A 21165-nucleotide genomic window follows, 5' to 3' on the forward strand; every position below is an offset into this window, starting at 1 on the left:
AAATATTATCGTTATGTGTGGAATATACGGCACAACCATACCTTACTCAGACGGAATTGTCCGCGAGAAAATGGCAAGAATCAATTTTCGGGGACCAGATTACACAGGCGTTCAACGTTACGAACAGGTTATTTTTGCACACAATAGATTGGCCATTATTGATCTGGATGCCCGTTCCAATCAACCGTTTTCGTATATGCACCTCCACATTGTTTTTAACGGAGAGATATACAATTACAAAGACATTAGAAAAGATCTGGAACGGAAAAACTATCAGTTTAACACCAGCTCCGATACCGAAGTAATATGCGCAGCTTATCTGGAGTATGGTGCCGATTGCTTAACCCGCTTTAACGGGATGTTTGCTTTTGTGATTTATGATACCCATAAAAACGAACTGTTTGGTGCCAGAGATCGCTTTGGCAAAAAACCTTTTTATTATGCCCATGATCACCTGTCGTTCGAATTTGCAAGTCAACCCTCACAAATCAATATAGACAGGAATCTAAGCGTTAACGAAGAAGCCATTAATCAATATTTAATTTGGGGTTATGTACCAGAGCCTCAGTCTATTTATGCAGAGGTGAAACAGTTACCTGCAGCCAACTATTTTAAATATGACCTTAAATCCCATAAGCTTAAGATTACAGAATACTGGACCTTAGATTATGGTTGGAAGAACAAGTTTGATGGTAGTTACGAAGAAGCTAAAGAAGCTTTAGCATTTATTTTGGCCGATGCGGTTAAAATCAGGATGAATGCTGATGTACCATTGGGTGTGTTTTTATCTGGCGGTATAGATTCATCACTAATTGCAGCTATGGCCACAAAAGAAATCGACCACGTTAAAACATTTTCTATAAAATTTAATGAAAAAGGTTTCGATGAAAGTGCTTATGCCAATCAGGTTGCCAAACACTTAGGTACCGACCATTATACCATTGAATGTAATTACAATGATGGCATTGACTTAATTGAAAACTTTAACCGTTTTTATGACGAGCCTTTTGCCGATTCGAGTGCTATACCTACCATGTTGCTCAGTAAAAATACCAGGAAGCATGTAACCGTTGCTTTAAGTGGTGATGCTGGCGACGAAGCTTTTTTAGGCTATCACCGGTACAAATGGATTAAACAGGTTAACAGCCTTTTTTATGCGCCACATGGTGTTAGAAAAGCATTGGCTGGATTAATTAACCAATCGCCAAGTTATCGGCATAAACTGATTGCCATGGGCATTTCTATGGAAGATATAGAAAAACTGTATGTAAAAATGTTTGGCAATATGGAAAATTCGTGGGTAAAACAACCCGATCTGGCCAAATATAATCCATTGATGCATATTTTAACCAATCCAGCTAAACCTTTGTTAGAACGGATTTCTGATTTTGATATTAAAACCTATTTAAACGGAGATATCAATACAAAAGTAGATCGTGCTTCAATGGCCTTTTCGCTTGAATCGCGTTCTCCTTTAATGGATTATCGGGTAATGGAATTTTCGAGAAGTCTGCCCACAGCATTTAAATACACCAATGGAAACCAAAAACGGATATTAAAAGATTTATTGTTCGATCGTGTTCCTGCGCATATGTTCGATAGGCCAAAGGCTGGTTTTACCATGCCATTCCAACATTGGTTCAGAAATGAATTAAAAGATTATGTGATGGATAATTTATCAGTTGATAATTTGAAGAACATTCCTGGCATTCATTTGAAAAGAACCCAAGAAATTATCAATGAGCATATGACCGGAAAGTGGAACAGGTATCCACAGATCTGGAAATTGTTGGTACTCTCTCAATGGTTAATTAAAAATAAATCAACTGTAGATAAAGTTTCTTTAGTAGCATAATAAGATGAATGCAACTGTTAACCTCTTTAATAAAATATTCGCAGCTGATAAATGGAACATTGGTTTTATTTATCAAACACCTGAAGAACTGATCAGCACAAAAAAGCTGAATGCGACTGTAAACTGGTTGCAAGAAGACAACATCGATTATGCCGCTGATCCTTTTGTGGTGAGTGTAAATAATGCACCAAGGATTTATTACGAAGAACTGGATTTTTGGAAAGGGAAGGGCGAGATTATGATGATTGATGAATTCGACTTCAAAAACAAGAAGAAAGTGCAGGGCATCAAGCCAGATGCGATCCATTTATCTTATCCCTATCTTATAGAAGAAAATGGTTGTTTATACTGCATTCCCGAAACGTCAGAAGCGAAAGAAATAGCACTCTATCAGGTTGAGCAGGAGAATCCTAGCCAGTTAACCAAAATAAAAGTGCTGGTTAGTGGAAAAGCTTTTGTAGATAGTTCGATTATTTATCATGAAAATAGATATTGGCTTTTTACCAGTGTATCCGGAGATCATCATCACCTGTACATTTACCATTCAAAAACGCTAAACGGTCAATACACAGGGCATTATCAGAACCCAATTCCTGTAGAAAAAGAATTTTGCAGAGCTGCAGGGAGTTTATTTAAAGTTGGTAAATCACTGTATCGCCCTACACAAAACCCAATTAACCGCTACGGAGGCTCAATTATCATTAACGAAATTGAAACACTGAGCGAAAAAGCGTTTTCAACCATCAATAAATTCGAAATATTACCAGATAAACCTTATAACAAAGGGCTTCATAACATCAGTTTCGCCAACAACATTATTGTAATAGATGGCAAGCGGAAAGTAATGAGTTTGATGATGCCGTTCAAAAAAATTGTTCGAAACCTTAAAAGGAAATAAATCGCCATTCGAAATGACAACACCAGAAAAAAGAATGATTTTTATTTCGTTAACCGATGCCCCCAATGGTGCTGAAAATGTGTTGCTGATGATGGCTACCGCTGTTAACGGCGAAATGTACTTTTTAAAGAAACACGCTTTTACAGGGCTTAAAATCTCGGAAGGGATTTCCAAAAAATACTTATCTAAAAAAACAATTTTTTGGGGTTTTGTAAAACTGATACCAATACTCCGGAAATATAAAAAGGATGATGTGTTAATGAGCACACATCCGTATTTAAATGCTTTTTTAGGCTTTTTAAAACGTATAGGTTACCTCAGGTCTAAATTAATTGTACGCGAATGCACTTCTGTTTTTACCCGTTTCACCGGAATTAAAAAACGCATTTATCAAATCATTTACCGCATGGGTTATCCAGCTGTAGATTTAGTGGTTTGCCAAACTGCGTTAATGAAAATACAGCTGCTTAATCATAATAGATTTTTATCGAATCAGAATGTATTGGTTCAACCCAATCCTGTCGATTTTAATAAAATCATTGCGAAATCTGATCAGCCTTTAATTAATGGCGATGCTAAACTAGATTTTATCTGCTCTGCAGGAAGGTTGATACCAGAAAAAGGGTTTCCGATTTTGATCAAAGCTTTTAAACTGATTCAGCAGGAATATCCCAAACTGAAATTACTCGTACTTGGAGAGGGAAAAGAAAGAGCATCATTAATCAATATTATCGAGGAGAATAACTTAAGCGATTCGGTTTTTTTAAAAGGACAGATAGATAATCCGGCTCCTTATTTTAAACAGGCAAAACTTTGCGTGGTATCTTCCATAAAAGAAGGTTTTCCGAATGTACTGTTAGAAATGATGTCGGTAAACAGCGCAGTCGTATCTACACTTTGTGCAGGAGGCATCAGCGAAATTCCGGCTATTACCAAAGTTGAAGTAAACAATGTAGAAGCCCTGGCCAAAGCGATGGGCGAAAAATTGAAACATAACCAAAATCCGGATGCTGAAACGGCGATGCAGTATTTGTACGGCCGTAGACCAGAAATATTTGCTCAATCTATTTTAAACGCATTGCAGCAACATAGCTAAATTCAAAATATTAAACTAACCATTACCGCATTTTCTGATGGGATGCTTTGCTGTATCCTAAAAACTAATAATTAAGCCTTCTGTGAGGCCATTCTTAACTGTTTCTCAAACTTAAATTTTATGAAAATTCTAATTACCGGTACAGCCGGATTTATTGGTTTCCATTTGGCAAAACGCTTATTGGAAAGAGGAGACGTTGTTGTGGGCATTGATAACATCAACGATTATTATGATGTAAACCTTAAACATGCCCGCTTGGCTCAAACTGGTATTAACCATACTGATTTGGTTTACGGTATTCCTCAGGTAAGTGATAGATATGAAAATTATTCTTTCATAAAGTTGGATATCTGCGATAAAGAAAGTTTAGAAAATTGTTTTAAAACCCATCAGTTCGATGCGGTTTGTAATTTGGCCGCTCAGGCAGGTGTACGGTATAGTTTAACCAATCCGGATGCCTACATAGAAGCCAATATTAAAGGCTTTTTAAATATCCTGGAGTGTAGCCGTCATTTTAAAATTGGCCATTTATTGTACGCCAGCTCTTCAAGTGTTTATGGATTAAATAAAAAAATGCCATTTTCTGCTCATGATAATGTAGATCATCCGGTTTCATTATACGCAGCTTCTAAAAAAAGTAACGAATTAATGGCACATGCTTATAGCCATTTATTTAATCTACCTACCACTGGTTTACGTTTCTTTACAGTTTACGGTCCTTGGGGCCGCCCGGACATGGCTTTGTTCTTGTTTACAAAAGCAATTTTAGAAGGCAAGCCCATCGAAGTTTTTAATAACGGGGAAATGAAAAGAGATTTTACGTATGTGGATGATATTATTGAAGGCATTGTGAGGGTTTTTGATCAACCAGCACAGGCAAACCCAAACTGGAATAACCAAAAACCTGATCCAGCTACATCAGTAGCACCTTTTGCCGTATTTAATATTGGGCGGGGGGCACCGGTTAACTTGTTGGATTTTGTTGAAGAAATTGAAAAAGAGACGGGATTAACCGCACAAAAAATATTTATGCCCATGCAAGATGGCGATGTGGCAGAAACATCAGCAGATATTGATGATTTAAAAAACTTATTAAATTATGAACCATCTGTTTCTGTGCACAAAGGTGTAAAGAATTTTGTGAACTGGTTTACAACTTTTTATCACCCAAATTTACAGTTGGAACGTAAAACAACTGTTGGTACAATTTAGTTTGTCATGACTGTGTAAACTAGATGTATAATAAATTTTATAAAACTGAATTATTAAACTGTCATTTTACTATCTGTAAGCAATTGGTTTACAGTATAAGTAATGCCGAATATTAAGCCTATTATTTAATTATCAGCGTTTTAACTGCATTTTATTAAATGTACTCATTTATCGCATATAGCGTTAAGTTGTAAATTTAAAAAAATAAAAAATGCAGAGAAAGACAAAATTGTTTAAAAAAGTGAGTTTAATTGGTTTAATGTTAACGACAATTATCTTCTTTAGTAATTGTAAAAAAAGTGTGAATGCCGATGATAAATTGGCCGACAGTACAGAATTGTTTTCAAGCGATTCAACATCAGTATTAGCAGCTATTAGTGGTAGTACAGGTAAATTAAGCCTTATAGGAGTAAAGTCTGAAGGAGGTTATGCATATAAAATTTCACAATCCATTTCAGGAGGCGACAATGCTACTTCAAAAGAACAATCAATTTTAAGGTTATTTGAAAACGGAGTAGAGCTTGGCCCTGCCCATAGTGTACACGATGACATTAGGAATTTAGGTAAAGGAAGGTTTAGCCATTGGGGTACTACAGTAATATTTTCAGCGTCTGATAATACCGACCCAAGAACTAACGGTCGTTCTTATACTTATGTAATGGGTGGTACAAGTGCTCTTTTACCTCCAACAGAAACGGTAACTCCACCTGCAAATACAACTATAAATGCAGCTTTAGTAGGTTATGCTTTAGTAAATGGTAAAACAACAGGTGGCCAGGGTGGTGTGGAAACTACAGTAACAACCCTTGATCAATTAAAAGCAGCTGTTGGCGATAACATTACACGTACTATTTATGTAAGTGGTACCATTAAAGGCGCTGGTAAGGATATTGTTTATGTAAAATCAAACAAATCTATTATTGGTAGATCTGGAGCTGTTATTGAGGGTGTGAATCTATTTATTTATACAGTAAGTAACATTATAATTCAGAACATCACTTTTAAAAATTACGTAGAACAGGCAGCAGTGCAAATTAAAGAGGCTGCTCACCATGTTTGGGTAGATCATTGCGATTTCTCTACAGATCGTACTCATGGCTGGGAGTATTGGGGTAAAGATATTTGCATTACCAGAGAATCTGATTATGTAACTGTTTCTTGGAGTAAATTCCACGATACCAACCTATCAGTACTAATTAGTGGCGGTATCGAAGGTCACGAAGCAGATAAAGGTAAATTACACGTAACCATGCACCACAACATGTGGTACAATATTACCGAAAGAGAGCCATCAATGAATTATGGTAGTGTACACATGTTTAACAACTATCACCTTAACAATTCTGGTTACTCTATTGGTACAAGAGCAGGTGGTATAGTAAGAACAGATAATGAGTATTTCTCAAATTGTGTTAAACCATTAACTACAAAAGTGGCAAGTGATCCGGAAGGATATTTTAGCGGTATTACCACCAATATTTACGATAAATGTGGTGCAAACAATATAACAACGGCAGTTTCTACCTGGGTTCCAGAGTATGAGTATGCATCATTCCTTAACGATGCGGCGAGTGTGCCTGCAATCGTAACGGCGAATGCTGGTGCCAAGTAGGTAAAGCAAAACCTTCATATTTTTTCTGCAATAAGCCACCTGGATAGGTGGCTTTGCAGTTTAAATTAAAATTTTGACATGATGAATATAACTAGGAAAAAGATTTTTATCGTCTGCGACTCTTCCAGATCCCTGCTCGATTTTAGGGGAAAGCTGATCGAAAAGATGCAACAGCATAACCAGGTTTATGTGTTTACACCAAAAATTGAACAAGAATCCGTTCGGAGTAAACTGAAAGAACTGAATGTAATTACCTACGAGAGTAACTTAGATGGTAGTAATGTTTCTATCATATCCGATTTAAGGTTTATCTTTTCGCTGTATAAACTCATCAGGCAAATAAAACCTGATATTTTTTTTCCTTACACCTTTAAACCTGTTATTTACGGCTCTTTTTTAGCTAAAATATGCAAGGTGAAACTAATTGCCCCCATGCTTACCGGTTTGGGTTATAACTTTACCGATAATTCTTCCGGTAATAAACTAATTGTTAAAATAACAAGGTTATTACTAAAACTAAGTCTGAAACCCAATCCACGTTTAAATATTATTTTTCAGAACAAAGACGATTCTCAACGTTTAATCGATCTGAAGATCCTGAATAAAAAACACCAGGTTTATGTGGTTAACGGATCGGGAGTAGATTTAAGTCATTATCACTATTCTAAACCAAGTACATCGCCCATAACCTTTTTAATGGTATCGCGGCTCATTAATGCAAAAGGCATTAAAGAATATTACGATGCCGCTAAATTAGTTAAGCAACGGTTTCCGCAAGCCGTTTTTAAACTCATTGGACCATACGATCCGAATATTGATGCCATTGCACCCGAGCTGTACCAAAAAATTGCAAGTGGAGATACGATTCAATACATCGGTCAGGTTGACGATGTGCGCCCAGATATTGAGCGCTCTTCGGTAATGGTGCATCCTTCTTATTATGGAGAAGGCGTTCCACGCTGTGTGCTCGAAGGAATGGCTATAGGCAGGGCAGTGATTACCTGCGACTCTGTAGGATGCCGTGAAACCATTAATAACGACCCTAAGCAGGCCAATGGATTTCTTATTCCGGTTAAAGATGCTGGCGCACTAGCCAATAAAATGGAATACTTTATTAATAACAGTGATGATATTATTGCTTTTGGAAACAAAGGACATGAATTTGCAAAAACAAAATTTGATGTGAATATCGTTAATGCACAACTTTTTAAGATTATGCATTTACAGGCTTAACCAACCTTTGCACATCAATAACTAACCAAATAAATAAACTAAACCTAAAATTGTGAACAATACATTTATTTACAAACGAGCCACTTTAGCCGACTTTAGGGAAGCTATTGATGAGTATGGATGGGTTGTATATGAAAAGGCAATCAATCAGAAATTAATTTCAGAAATAACCACCGGTTTCGAAACTTCTTATCTGTTAAGAAGAGAAATACAGGTTTTAAATGGAATTGATGAAAATATGGAAGGAACATTACATCATTTGCTTGAGAAAGATAATTTCGCTATCGAGCTTTTGAGTAAATTGTACTGCCACAGAGAAATCCGTGATTTTTTGGGCGGAAACTACATTCTTAATGGGATAAACGGAGTAATTAACACCAAGAAGGCCAAGTCGTATATTCAGGATATCCATCGCGATGTACGTACATTTTCCGCTGAATCTAAGTTTATGATCCAGATGATTATTGTGCTCGATGATTTTACCATATTTAATGGTGCCACACACTTTTTGTCGGGTTCTCATAAATTGGATATCAAACCCGAAGAAAAACACTTTAAAGCTTTTGCTAAACAAGCTATTGCCAAAAAAGGAAGCATTATATTATTCGATTCCAATATCTGGCATGCCGGGGGGATTAATTTCACCCGCAAACAGCGTAGAGCTCTTACCTTAGGTTTTACCAAACCTTACATTAAACAACAATTCGATTATCCCAGATTTTTGGGATACGAATTTGGCGAAAAAATAGATAACGATTTGAGGCAGATTATTGGTTACAATGCAAGGGTACCTGCCAGTTTACAGGAATATTACAGACCTGTAGAAAGCAGAATGTATAAAACAGATCAAGGGTAGAGGATAAAACGATGGAAACAGAAACGCACTCACCCAAAACAATTGGTGGCTACATTCCGCTAGAATTATCAAAAGGGGAGCTTTATTACCCTGATTTAATTGCACTTAATACAGGCAGAAATGCACTGGAATATGTGTTAAGGACAAGAAAATACGCTACCATATACCTTCCATACTTTACCTGCGAGGTTTTGTTAGAGCCGCTCCAAAAACTAAATATAAATTATCACTTTTACCATATAGACGAAGATTTAGATCCGGTAATAGATTTTGAAATAGACGAACATTGCTGCTTGCTTTACACGAATTACTTCGGAGTTAAAACGGAAACTGTTAAAAAGCTAGCCAAAGAAATCAAGAACCTGATTATAGATAATGCCCAGGCATTTTTTTCTAAGCCGGTAAACAATTGCGATACCTTCTACTCATGCCGCAAGTTTTTTGGCGTGCCCGATGGTGCTTATCTTAATATCTCGAGTACGCTGGGTTTAAATTTAAAACAGGACCAGTCAACAGATCGCTTCGCTCATCTGATTAAAAGTATCGATATCAATATTGAAGAGGGGTATGCCGATTACATAGAAAACAACCAACAGCTGTGCAATAACGAAATCAAAATGATGTCGGTACTAACAAAAACCATTCTTTCCGGCATCGATTACGATAAGTGCGCCGATATCAGAAGAAAGAACTTTGCTTACCTGGATGAACACTTAGGACCGGAAAATATCTTGAGACTAAACTTGTCAGAGGAAGACGTGCCAATGGCTTACCCACTCTTGGTTGAAGACCCATCTATTAAACAGCAGCTCATCAATCAAAAAATATTTGTAGCCACCTATTGGCCTAATGTTTACGAATGGACACATGTTGATAGTTATGAATATTTTCTGGCTAAACATCTTGTTTCGTTACCAATTGATCACCGCTACAGCATAGCGGATATGAAAGTAATTGTTAAAGCTTTAAAACCGCTCATATGAACACTCAAATTTACTTAAGGCCATTAGCATTAAAAGATGCTGATGTGTCGTACAAGTGGAGAAACGACCCTGAAGTATGGTCGTATACCAAATTTGTGTTAAAAGACCCCATTACCGCAGAGGTTGAAAAACAATGGTTGTTAAATAAACTAAATATGGCCAACGAAAAACGTTTTGCCATCTGCGTAAAAAACACCAATGAATACATTGGCAATATTCAGTTGCTCGATATCGGAAACGATAGTGCAGAATTTCACCTCTTTATCGGTGAAAAGAAATACTGGGGGAAGGGCATAGGCTATAATGCCTCTTTAATGTTGTTAAAATATGCCTTTTATAACCTTAACCTTAAACACATTTTCTTAGAAGTACATTCAGATAACCTGGCTGCTTATTCTATTTATAAAAAAGTAGGCTTTCAACCTGTTTCACAGCAGGAAGATTTCATAAAAATGGTAATTAATTCTTCTGTTTTACTTGCCACAAACTGAACTATTTACTTTAAATCTACCCTAATTTAATAGCTTAAAATGAGAAAGATTATTACAATTGATGATAAACAAGAATGGTCTGCATATGTAAAGCGCGCTTTGCATTACGATTTTTATCACACCTGGTATTACCACTCTTTAGATAAAAGTGGTTTACCTATACTGTTTGTGTATGAGGAAGGCGAAAATTACATAGCATTCCCACTTCTGAAGAGAAACATCCCTGGTTCCGATTTCTTTGATTTTACATCGGTTTATGGATATACAGGGCCTATTTCAAACATGGACTTCAATGCTTTGAACGATGATTTTATGGAACGCTTTAAAAATACATTCATAGCGTATCTCGAAACTGGTCAAAATGTAACCGTTTTTTCCAGATTGCATCCGTTTTTTAATCAGGAAAGGTTAATGGATAAGTTTTCTGGAGTACATGCCAATGGAAAAACAGTTGCGATTGATTTAACCACAAGCATTGAGAGTCAAAGGGCGGGTTATCGAAAAAGCGTAAAAGAAAAAATCAGGCGGTTGCGAAAGCGCGATTATGAAGTCAGAATTTCGACCGAAATTAATGATGCGAGTATATTTTCTGAAATATATACCGAAAATATGATTCGAATAGGCGCAAAAGACCATTACCTTTTTAATAATGCCTATTTCGTTGCGCTACTTTCTTCTGATGAATTTGATAGCAAGCTTTTTTTGGTGTATAAAGATGGAATAGCCATATCAGGCGCCATTGTAGTTTGTACCAAAGAAATTATGCAGGTGCACCTTTTGGCTACCAGAACCGCTTACCTGTTCGAATCGCCAGCTAAATTATTGACTGATGAAATTACCATAATTGGTAGACAATTGGGATATAAATATTTTAACCTGGGTGGGGGTGTTAATTTTAAAGAAGATAACCTTTTTGGTTGGAAGATGGGTTTCTCTAATTTATGTTTCGAATTTAATAGTTGGCGGTATATTGCCAATAATGAATTATACAATGCACTTTTAAACGAAAGATCGCTTGATCCTTTTTCGACTGTTGATTTTTTTCCACTCTACCGTAGTCCTGTAATTGCTTCGTAATTAATTATTATTTCTTTTAATAAAATGGATATGCTAATTGAAAATAATGCTACAGGCACTACTTTGCAATTAACTTTAAAACAGAAGGATGATTGGGTAAAGTATATTAGCTTGGCTGCCGATTATGATTTTTATCATACCTGGCACTACCATGCTATGGCAACCAACGGAAAGCCCATTTTATTTGTGTATTGCGAAGCCAATAGTTTTATCGCTATCCCTTTATTGGAACGTGCAATCCAGGATACGCCATATTACGATCTGCATTGCGTTTACGGGTATTCAGGTCCTGTTTCTAACCTGAAATTTCCCGATATGAGCGACAGTTTAAAAGGAAATTTTTTAAATGCTTTTTCAGCATTCTTATATAAAGGTAGCTACGTTTCTGTTTTCTCCAGGCTTCACCCTTTTTTTGATCAAAATATACTGTTGCAAAAAACTGATAGCATATATGAAAATGGAAAAACAGTTGCCATTAACTTACAACAAAGTATAGAAGAGCAGCGTAAACAGTATAGGCAAACAACGAGAGATAGTATTAAAAAATGTAGAAAGTTTGGTTATACTGCTGTTGAGGCTGCCACTCAGGAAGATATCGCTGCTTTCACGAAACTTTATCTATCTAATATGAACCGTATTAGTGCTGCTGATTTTTATCTTTTTACTGAAGAATATTTTATCAGGCTTGTTCAGGCTACAGAATTCGACTGTAAGTTAATTCTGGTTTATTCAAACGATGATTTAGTTTGCGGCAGTATCGTGATGTGTACCAATAGCATTATAGAGGGACACTTAATTGCCACAAATGTTGATTATCTTAAAAATTCTCCTGCTAAATTTTTGGTGGATGAAATTAGTGAGTTAGGCCGTAAGTGGAAGATGAAATACTACCATTTAGGTGGTGGACTTGGCTTTAAAGAAGATTCGCTATTTGAATGGAAACTGGGTTTTTCGAGTATGGTTTTAAATTATTGCAGTTGGCGTTTTATTGCCAATAAAGCTGTTTACAATCAGTTAGTAGAAAAATCGGGTAACCAGATACATACCGATATAGACTTTTTTCCCCTTTATAGAATGATACCTCAATAAACTTTAAACAAATATTTAATGATTCTCAATTATGAAAAATTTCCTTTTTCCAGACAGAGCACACTCAAGGTGGTTAATTTTATTGATTGATCAGATGATCGTTGTATGGACATTGTTTATATCCATTGTATTAACCAATACATTAAACTACACCGACGTTTTTAACTCAGGCAATGCTGTATATGTGGCACTTTATTGTTTCATCGCTGCAGGTGTTTTCATTTCATTAAGAATACACACCGGTATTATTCGCTATTCCAATACCGAAGATATTTTGAGGGTCTTCCTTGCGGTTTTTGTAACCAGTTTACTCTTTGTTAGTGTAAATAAAATACTTTCGCAACGTTTTCAATTGCTTTGGCATCAAATGGATAAGGCATTGATATTGAACTTTTTTATCTCCTCATCGCTACTTATTCTCATGCGTATTTTGGTAAAAGGAGTGTTTTTATTTTTTAAAGAACTCAAATCAGAAACCAAAGAGAATATTCTGATTTATGGATCAGAAAAAAAAGCAATCCTCATCAAAAAAGCAATAGAACAGAACGGAGATTCTAACCTAAACATCATTGGCTTTGTTGATGATAACAGAGATCGGGTTGATAAATACCTCGAGCAGAAAAAAGTATACCACTCTTGCTCGGTAGCGTTATTAAAAGAAAAACACAATATAAAAAAGATACTTTTTGCAGAAGATGCACTAAACACTTTAAACAAAAAGAAAATTATCGATATCTGTGTTAACGAAGGTATGAAAGTAATTATGGTGCCACCATCAGATAAATGGTTGTACGGCAAGTTGGATTCGCACCAATTACGCGACCTGAAAATTGAAGATCTGCTGGAACGTGAACCGATTAAGCTCAATAAAAAGAATATTCTGAAAGATTTAAGCGGTAAATGTATTTTAGTTACAGGCGCTGCGGGTTCTATCGGATCAGAGATTGTTCGACAGGCCTTACAGTACAATCCTAAATCTGTAATTCTCTGCGACCAGGCAGAAACACCGCTTCACGATTTAAAACTCGAACTGGAAGATAACTTCCAGGACGCGAATGTGAAGATATTTATGGCCAATGTGCAGAATTTAAACCGGATCAGAACATTATTCGAACTCTATAAACCTGAAATTGTTTTCCATGCTGCGGCTTACAAACATGTTCCCATGATGGAGAATAATCCAGCTGAGGCCATTTTAACCAATGTACTGGGCACTAAAAACATGGCCGATATATCAATGGAATTTGGCGTAGAAAAGTTTGTAATGATTTCTACCGATAAAGCCGTTAAGCCAACCAATATAATGGGGGCATCTAAACGTTTGGCCGAAATTTATATTCAGTCACTAAACAGTCCTGAAATTATTTCAACTGGTAAAATTACCACACAAGCTTCGCGCACCCGTTTTGTAACTACCCGTTTCGGAAATGTTTTGGGCTCAAATGGCTCTGTTATTCCAAGGTTTAAAAGCCAGATAGAAAAAAGAGGCCCTATAACAGTAACCGATCCGGAAATTACCCGCTATTTTATGACGATTCCGGAAGCCGTTCAATTGGTAATGGAAGCCGGAGCAATGGGTAAAGGGGGAGAGATATACCTTTTCGATATGGGTAAGCCAGTTAAGATTGTCGATTTAGCTGTAAATATGATCAAATTAGCGGGTTTAACACCTTATGTGGATGTCGATATCGTGTTTACTGGCTTAAGACCCGGAGAGAAGCTGTATGAAGAACTTTTGCTTATTGATGAAGAAATTATACCCACCCATCATCCAAAAATTAAAATATCGCAAAAAGTAGCTTACAATTATTTGTACGTTAATCAGATTATTAAAGATCTGATAGTGTTGAATAACCATGGCAACGATTTGAATATGGTGAAGAAAATGAAAGAAATTATACCCGATTACATCAGTAATAATTCAAGATTTGAAGAATTAGACCTGTTGGTTGCCAATTAATTACCGTAAAAATACCCTAATAAAATTATTTTGCTTTTGTTCGTGAAATAATTATTAAACTGCATTAAATAGTAATAGTCGTCCCAGATTGTTGATCGAGTTTAAATGTTTTATTTTAAATTAAATTAACTGCTATGAGTTTAAATGTAGGCCAAGTTCTTGAGCGTGTTGTACGCAGAGACAGAATGGGAATAAGTGAATTATCCCGGAAATTAAATGTAAGTAGAAGAACTATTTACAATTGGTTTGATCAGAAAAGTCTAAACCCTGAAATTATTTGGAAAGTGGGTACCGTAATCGGTCACGATTTTTCTGTTGAGTTACCCGAAACTTTTGCTAAAAACAGTAACTATATCCACGAAGCTTTAGATGCACATACAGGGGATCAAACCAAAGGTGATGCGAATTCTGTATACTTCTGGATGAATAAATACATCAAGTTACTTGAAAAATACAACGAAATATTAAGCAATAACAACATAGATAAGAGTGTTTCAGAAACGGTTGCACATCATACTATGCCAAGAAATAACAATCGGTCTATTTCTTAAGCCATCACTGATATTTTATTTATTTTAAACCCATATCTTCTTAGGGTTTACCATCCCGGTGAACTCTCCCTTTTTTTATAGTATCTCTCTAAATAATTCACCATAAGTACAATTATGGTGATAGATTTCTATTCACTAAAATTTCGAAATCATGAAAACAATTAACGCACTAACTCTACTGTTGTCATTGTTTGCTTTGCAAGGCGCCAAAGCACAATCGCAGGTTTATGGAGGCACAGGTATTCGGTATTCCGTAGGTATCGAAACAGGTTTAGCTACCGGCTATTTGGCCAAAAAGTACGAGGCACCGCTTGGCGTTTCCGTTCAGGCAGAATTTCCCATTACCGAAAGCATTTTATATGCTTCAGTAAATACCGGATTTAATAACATGTTTGTATCAGGTAATTATTCACGGTTGGTAGATGATTTACAACTTGTACCAGTTAAAGCAGGCTTAAAATATTTCTACAGAAGTAATCTTTATCTGCAGTCGGAAATAGGCTTCTCCTTCCTTTTAAATAAAACAAATTGTGTTGAGGGCAAAAAAGCCGCATTTGTATACGCGCCACAGGCAGGAATGATATTTTATCTGCACAACAATAATTATATCGATACAGGATTACGCTATGAAAGCAATGGCAAATTCTATCACTGCGACCATACGAACAACTTTGTAGGCTTCAGAATCGCCTGGGGCTTCAGTTTATAAAACGGATATTCCTTAGTAATCATCTTTAATAAGCTTCATAAATGAAAGCAAGTATACAATACAATACGATGAACGGATTGTGGATCCTTTTTATTGATTGTAAATATGAGGATTCTCCGAAATACATTAGGATGATTACGAAAATTATAATCAAAATGTTATCAGGAACAGTCATTCCAGGCAATCGGCGAAGGGTTAGATCTGGCAGGCATTACCTGATCCATGAGCATGTGATAGAGTTGCACACAGACGAATGGTTTCCATTGGTGCTGGCAAGCGAGAGCAAAGAGCTTTTGGAAGGGATCAAATCCATCTTTATGGATATGAGTGGGAAAAAATAACCCGCCCAGTTTATTTTATCGATCAAAAATACGGGAAGGTTGCTCCGAAAGGAGTAGCCTTTTCTTGGTTTATGGCTAAGCGAAAGCAATTAAGGCTGTAACATATTTATAATCAATGCTAATCTGTCACGATAAAGCCTCTCGGTGAAAATCCTATTGTGTGGAACGATTAATTAAGCATTTAAACTTGTCTTTCTTCTAGTTACAATTGACCTATTCTAAAGAGAAATCGTCCTTGCGAGGCACGAAGATAACCGAACGAAGCGAGCTCATGAATGCCTTTAAAAACAATTGCAAAAAATGAATAATCTTAATGCGCACCGCTAGTAGCGATCGTTGTAAGATTGCTTCGTCGGCTGAAAAAGCCTTCTCGCAATGACAATTTCTCGCAGCTTACAATACGATAAAAACATTCTGTAATTTATATTAATTTTCATGCAATAAATTATCCCTAATATTCGATTACAACCTTACCAATCGTTTTTCCGCTTTCTAATAAGCGGTGTGCTTCTTTTAGGTTTTCTGCTGTAAATCCTTTCAGTGTGGTGTTTAAGGTAGTTTTAAGCGTACCATTGTCAAAAAGTTCGGCGAGTTTATTTAAAATATGGTGTTGCTCTTCCATATCGTCGGTTTGATACATCGAACGGGTGTACATCAATTCCCACGAAAAAGTAACACTTTTGTTTTTTAACTTATTCAGCGCAATAGGAGTGGCTGAACCGGTAATGGAAACAATGTGTCCCTGAGGTTTGATCAATTCTACTATGGCATCCCAATAGCCATTTAAATCAACAAAATCTAGTATAAAGTCTACTTCCTGATAACCTCCTACATGTAATTCTTCAATCAGGTTTTTATGGTCTACTACCAAATCGGCTCCCATATCCAGGCACCATTCTTTGGTTTCTGTACGAGAAGCTGTGGTAATTACCTTTAGTCCGCTTATTTTTTTTGCGAGCTGTATGGCAATTGAACCTACACCACCGGCACCTCCAATAATGAGTATACTTTTTCCTTTATCTTTTTGTTCGCTGATGCGGATACGGTCGTATAACGATTCCCATGCTGTAAGGGCGGTTAGGGGCATAGCAGCAGCTTCGGCATTGCTGAGTGTGCTTGGCTTTAAACCCACAATACGTTCATCTATCAATTGATATTCGGCATTACTGCCACTTCGCGTAAGGTCACCAGCATAATAAACCGCATCGCCAGGTTTAAAAAAAGTAACCGCCTCTCCAACAGCTTCTACCGTTCCGGTAGCATCCCATCCGATCACCTTCGGGCTTTCCAATATCGTATCTTTAGCACTATTCTGGCGTACCTTATAATCAACCGGATTTACACTGATTGCATTTATCTTAACCAGTATATCGCGTCCGCTAGGTCGTGGAACAGCTGTTTCAAATTCGATAAAACTTTCTTCTGCCGAAATGGGTAGTGAGGTTTTAAATCCTATAGCTTTCATGGTGTCTTTATATTAATATAAAATTTTATAATTTCTGTAAGGCAAATATAAACTGATATAGCGTTATTTTTCAGTATAAGTTTGCTTTTAATTGGTAAATTTGCGCCATGGATTAGCACAAGATGAATAGAGAAACTTTATACGAACCTTTTGAAATTGTTTATAAGAAGTTAGACGAATGCCCAAAGGAAGGTCATAAACATTTGTTTTTTGAACTGGTATACATTTTATCCGGTACGGGAAAGCAATGTATCAATAACAATAAATTTGATTATTATGCCGGTAATATGTTTCTCATCACGCCGGATGATTGCCATTCGTTTGAGATAGAAACCACTACCGAATTTTTCTTTCTGCGTTTTGGAAATGTATATATCCGATCGAAGGATTTTCGTACCGATGATGTACAGCGGATGGAATATATTCTGCAGAATGCCAGTCATCAACCAGGCTGTATCCTAAAAAATTTCTCAGATAAACCTTTTATTCGGTCGCTTATTGATGCGATGATGGCCGAGTATGTAAACCGCGACTTGTATAACAAGGAGTTAATTGCGAAAATGGTCGATACAATGATTGTTGTGGTAGCCCGCAACATTGCCAAGTACCTTCCTGCCGCCGTTAAAGAAGATGCCGAAGAGAAAACCCTGGCCTTACTAAACTATATTCAGGCAAATATTTACAATCCTGAGAAGTTAAGGGCCGAAAAGCTGAGCAGCCAATTTGGTATTTCGGAGAATTACTTTGGTAAATATTTCAAGAAACATACCAATGAAACACTCCAACAATATATTGCCAATTTAAGGATTAAACTGATTGAGGCGCGTTTACGTTTCAGTAATATGCGGATCAACGAAATTGCCTATGAGCTGGGCTTTACAGACGAAAGCCATTTGAATAAATTTTTCAAATCGCAGAAAGGATTAAGCCTTAAAGCTTTTAGAAATTCGCTTGTGGCTTAAATACAACTTACAGTTGCTGAAAAGCAACAAAAAGTAGCGTAAATACAACTATAAGGATCGGCTGATTTGCTGAATCTGGCTAACAGGCCGGCTACATTTGCAATGTCGAAAGAGTTAAAAAGACAGTACATATGGATGCAAAAATGATCGGCAACAAAATTGCCGGAGCACGGAAAAAAATAAACATGTCTCAGGCCGGACTTGCTGGACATGTATTTGTAAGCCCACAGGCCGTTGGAAAATGGGAGCGGGGGGAATCAATGCCAGACATTATTACCTTGAACCAACTCGCCAAGATTCTGGATGTAGACCTCAATTATTTTTCAGAAAACCGCTCTTCTCCAAATGCCAGCAGTGCGGTTGAAGAGACAATACCAGAGGTAAGCAGTTTAACAGATTCACATCAGCCTCAGCTGTTGACCAATTTTAGCGGAAACGATCTCGCTAAGACTGATTTTGCTGGTATTATTGCGCATAAGCTAAAATTTAACGGGAGTAATTTACGCGGCTCAGATTTTACTGGTGCTGACCTGACTGGCAGTTCGTTTCTGGGTAGCGATGCACGTGAAGCCAGTTTCCAAGGGGCAAACCTCACCGATTGCAGCCTGTCGGCTACTGATCTTACAGCTACTAATTTTGATCAGGCCATTTTGGTGCGGACAAAATTCTATGCTTTAGAACTGGCTGGGGCAAAAATCAGTAATACCAAGCTAACTGAGGTAAAACTGAGCAAGACCGATTTAAGGAAAACGGTTTTTGAAAACTGCGTGTTTGAGGGGGTAGATTTTGACTATTCGGATTTACGTGGACTGAGTTTGGATGGGCAGACTTTTACAGGGGTGCTGTTTCACAACGCAGCACTTAACGAAACTACATTTAAAGGTGCAACCCTTAAAAATGTATCTTTTCGCTCTACCTTCGCCCTCACCAATAAATATTACAAGGCTATTAAAACGATCTGCTTTGAAGGGGCAACGATGGATAAACTGACTTATGCTTCACTTAAAGGCTTGGGTGCTGATTTATCAAAGGTTAACCTGGTGTAATTGGGCATATTTAAGGAAATGCTGAACGGCTAGCGTTGGTTTCTGTCTTGTTGTATTTTACAAAAGGCTATTTGGTTTCAGGTAGCCTTTTTTATACATTCATTTTCATTCTATTGGTTTGGTAAAGGTCACTACTGTCCAAATTTTTGATAGATTCAAAATACATATGATGCCAGCTTTCTGTTCAAAGCATTGGATTTTGCGATTTAGATTTCTATTGGAGGAAATGGGTGGCGAGTCTGCTTGCGCTATGCATTAGTCGTTCTTGTTTGACTTGGAACGTAATGAAAAAGCAGGCTAAGGAAATTTTTAAGAATAAAGATATTAGCCGCTTGTTCGAGGATTAACAAGACGATAATGAGAAGAATGCAGCTTGAACAAACGGGTACTGTTAGTGGTTTATGCTATAAGTAAGTAAATTTTATTCATAATATTCTTTATATTTGTATTATTAATATCAATCTTAAAGATGGCAAGTTTATCAAATAAGAAAATTGTTCCCAAAGGTGTAAGACTAGGATGGGCATCTCTTAAAGATGCCAAATTCGCAAAGGTGACAATTTCATTAGCATCAATAAAAGGCGTTAAAGTCAAAAAAAGTAAAGCTGTTGCTGCTCATACTGCAGTGACTGGTCGTTTTGTTACCAAAGAGAATTATCTGATCCCTTGAGGTTTACCAAACAAGGTTATCTACCCGAGTTTATTCAGAAACGCCAAAGCAATGACGGTTCGGCGCATCTGTTTACCTTGATTTATAAATTTTATTCCCCGGTAACGCATTATATTTACATTATACATGCAGATTATCACCAGGAAGATGTATTTGCAATTAAGTTTTATGCAAAGCCCCATCGCCAAAGTGAGTATAAATATTCTAAGTTGACCAATAAGGGTGATGTATCTAATATACTGACGACCTGTTTGAATGTGATCCCTTTGATTTTGGTTGATTATCCGGAAGCATCTTTCGGCTTTATAGGTTCTAGGACAATAGATACTGCTTCTCGGACCGTTGAGGATTACCGCAATACGCAAAGATTTAGGGTGTACAAGGAAATGGTAGAACAAAAAATAGGTCATGTTACCTTTCAACATTTTACCTATGAACAGATCAGCGGTTACCTTCTGGTTAACCGGTCTACAGCAAATATTCAATCTAAGGAACGGTTATTGGTTAAAATGTTCGATGCAACCTATAATAACCTATTAGAGTTATAATAATTAGCCTTACTAGCGCAATGGGCTGACAGACTTGTGCTTTCATAATATCTTAACCCTTACTAGCGCAAGTCTTATGTGTGGGAGACATTGGACCGGCTGACTTGCGCTTTCATCATATTTAACTGAATGAGGTCTTTAAGAGCAATTAATGTATTGATTTATCGAATGTACATTCAGGCGATGGCTTATGTCTGGGGCACCAAGACTTGCGCTCAATGCCGTTAAGTTAAGCGTTTTAACCATAGATAAACACGGATTCTCATATCTGTGTGTATCCTTTCTATCTGTAGTTAAATTATTTTGTTGTGCCGAATGGCTTACCATATTGACATTAGACCGGATCAAGCAAAAAAGTTGGGGAGTATTAAAGTTTGATTATTTTTGTGAAAATACTTTGTTTTGGACACCACACTACTATCTTTCATACTTCCTGAAGGCTTAACCGAATACTTTGAACTTGATAAGTTTGAACTTTCTGAAGGCTCTTATCATATTTATCTTTTAGAAA

Annotated in this window: 20 protein-coding genes; 19 read left to right on the top strand and 1 reads right to left on the bottom strand. The window is 36.8% G+C overall.

The annotated features are described in order from the left end of the window. The first annotated feature begins 13 nt into the window (after positions 1 to 13). From asnB to AW17_RS11855, 15 genes are all read left to right on the top strand, one after another. A complete protein-coding gene (asnB, locus tag AW17_RS11785; protein ID WP_029276591.1) occupies positions 14 to 1855 on the top strand; it encodes an asparagine synthase (glutamine-hydrolyzing) in 1842 nt (613 codons plus the stop codon). A gap of 4 nt (positions 1856 to 1859) precedes the next feature. Continuing rightward, positions 1860 to 2753 (top strand): glucosamine inositolphosphorylceramide transferase family protein, encoded by an 894-nt coding sequence (locus AW17_RS11790; protein ID WP_029276593.1) that lies wholly within the window; start codon positions 1860 to 1862, stop codon positions 2751 to 2753. Beyond that, on the top strand, positions 2728 to 3849 hold the full coding sequence (locus AW17_RS11795) for a glycosyltransferase (RefSeq protein WP_029276594.1): 1122 nt from the start codon (positions 2728 to 2730) through the stop codon (positions 3847 to 3849). Before AW17_RS11790 ends, AW17_RS11795 begins: the two co-directional genes overlap by 26 nt. Positions 3850 to 3969: 120 nt before the next feature. Next, entirely contained in the window at positions 3970 to 5061 is a 1092-nt protein-coding gene (locus tag AW17_RS11800) for an NAD-dependent epimerase (RefSeq protein ID WP_029276596.1), read from the top strand. Positions 5062 to 5272: 211 nt separating this feature from the next. Then, positions 5273 to 6673, top strand: coding sequence for a pectate lyase family protein (locus AW17_RS11805; protein WP_029276598.1), 1401 nt, complete (start codon positions 5273 to 5275; stop codon positions 6671 to 6673). A 78-nt stretch (positions 6674 to 6751) separates the two neighbouring features. Further along, the gene (locus AW17_RS11810; RefSeq protein WP_245235049.1) at positions 6752 to 7906 is read left to right on the top strand and encodes a glycosyltransferase family 4 protein; all 1155 of its coding nucleotides are present in this window, start codon (positions 6752 to 6754) and stop codon (positions 7904 to 7906) included. 52 nt (positions 7907 to 7958) lie between these two features. Beyond that, the gene (locus AW17_RS11815; protein WP_029276602.1) at positions 7959 to 8762 is read left to right on the top strand and encodes a phytanoyl-CoA dioxygenase family protein; all 804 of its coding nucleotides are present in this window, start codon (positions 7959 to 7961) and stop codon (positions 8760 to 8762) included. A gap of 11 nt (positions 8763 to 8773) precedes the next feature. Next, positions 8774 to 9745, top strand: a complete 972-nt coding sequence (locus AW17_RS11820) for a hypothetical protein (RefSeq protein ID WP_029276604.1) — start codon at positions 8774 to 8776, stop codon at positions 9743 to 9745. Next, on the top strand, positions 9742 to 10236 hold the full coding sequence (locus AW17_RS11825; RefSeq protein WP_036669741.1) for a GNAT family N-acetyltransferase: 495 nt from the start codon (positions 9742 to 9744) through the stop codon (positions 10234 to 10236). Before AW17_RS11820 ends, AW17_RS11825 begins: the two co-directional genes overlap by 4 nt. Positions 10237 to 10275: 39 nt before the next feature. Next, a complete protein-coding gene (locus AW17_RS11830) occupies positions 10276 to 11313 on the top strand; it encodes a GNAT family N-acetyltransferase (protein WP_029276608.1) in 1038 nt (345 codons plus the stop codon). 24 nt (positions 11314 to 11337) lie between these two features. Beyond that, complete coding sequence (locus AW17_RS11835) at positions 11338 to 12402, top strand: GNAT family N-acetyltransferase (RefSeq protein ID WP_245235050.1); 1065 nt, start codon at positions 11338 to 11340, stop codon at positions 12400 to 12402. A gap of 31 nt (positions 12403 to 12433) precedes the next feature. Continuing rightward, the gene (locus tag AW17_RS11840) at positions 12434 to 14362 is read left to right on the top strand and encodes a polysaccharide biosynthesis protein (protein WP_029276612.1); all 1929 of its coding nucleotides are present in this window, start codon (positions 12434 to 12436) and stop codon (positions 14360 to 14362) included. A 134-nt stretch (positions 14363 to 14496) separates the two neighbouring features. Next, a complete protein-coding gene (locus AW17_RS11845) occupies positions 14497 to 14913 on the top strand; it encodes a helix-turn-helix domain-containing protein (RefSeq protein ID WP_051691792.1) in 417 nt (138 codons plus the stop codon). A 151-nt stretch (positions 14914 to 15064) separates the two neighbouring features. Beyond that, complete coding sequence (locus AW17_RS11850) at positions 15065 to 15622, top strand: hypothetical protein (RefSeq protein WP_029276616.1); 558 nt, start codon at positions 15065 to 15067, stop codon at positions 15620 to 15622. Between the two features lie 41 nt (positions 15623 to 15663). Then, positions 15664 to 15963, top strand: coding sequence for a hypothetical protein (locus tag AW17_RS11855; protein WP_029276618.1), 300 nt, complete (start codon positions 15664 to 15666; stop codon positions 15961 to 15963). 451 nt (positions 15964 to 16414) lie between these two features. Here AW17_RS11855 and AW17_RS11860 read toward each other — a convergent pair whose 3' ends face one another. Further along, the gene (locus tag AW17_RS11860) at positions 16415 to 17428 is read right to left on the bottom strand and encodes a zinc-binding alcohol dehydrogenase family protein (protein WP_029276620.1); all 1014 of its coding nucleotides are present in this window, start codon (positions 17426 to 17428) and stop codon (positions 16415 to 16417) included. A 122-nt stretch (positions 17429 to 17550) separates the two neighbouring features. Here AW17_RS11860 and AW17_RS11865 point away from each other — a divergent pair, with 122 nt between their 5' ends. The 4 genes from AW17_RS11865 (at position 17551) to AW17_RS11880 (ending at position 20654) form a co-directional block, all read left to right on the top strand. Beyond that, entirely contained in the window at positions 17551 to 18390 is an 840-nt protein-coding gene (locus AW17_RS11865) for an AraC family transcriptional regulator (RefSeq protein WP_029276622.1), read from the top strand. A gap of 131 nt (positions 18391 to 18521) precedes the next feature. Then, entirely contained in the window at positions 18522 to 19436 is a 915-nt protein-coding gene (locus AW17_RS11870; protein WP_029276624.1) for a pentapeptide repeat-containing protein, read from the top strand. Positions 19437 to 19905: 469 nt separating this feature from the next. Next, the gene (locus tag AW17_RS11875; protein ID WP_029276626.1) at positions 19906 to 20106 is read left to right on the top strand and encodes a hypothetical protein; all 201 of its coding nucleotides are present in this window, start codon (positions 19906 to 19908) and stop codon (positions 20104 to 20106) included. Further along, positions 20103 to 20654, top strand: coding sequence for a hypothetical protein (locus AW17_RS11880; protein WP_029276628.1), 552 nt, complete (start codon positions 20103 to 20105; stop codon positions 20652 to 20654). Before AW17_RS11875 ends, AW17_RS11880 begins: the two co-directional genes overlap by 4 nt. The last annotated feature ends 511 nt before the right edge of the window (positions 20655 to 21165 follow it).

Origin of the sequence: Pedobacter borealis DSM 19626 (assembly GCF_000708285.2) — a bacterium.
Lineage (GTDB): Bacteria > Bacteroidota > Bacteroidia > Sphingobacteriales > Sphingobacteriaceae > Pedobacter > Pedobacter borealis.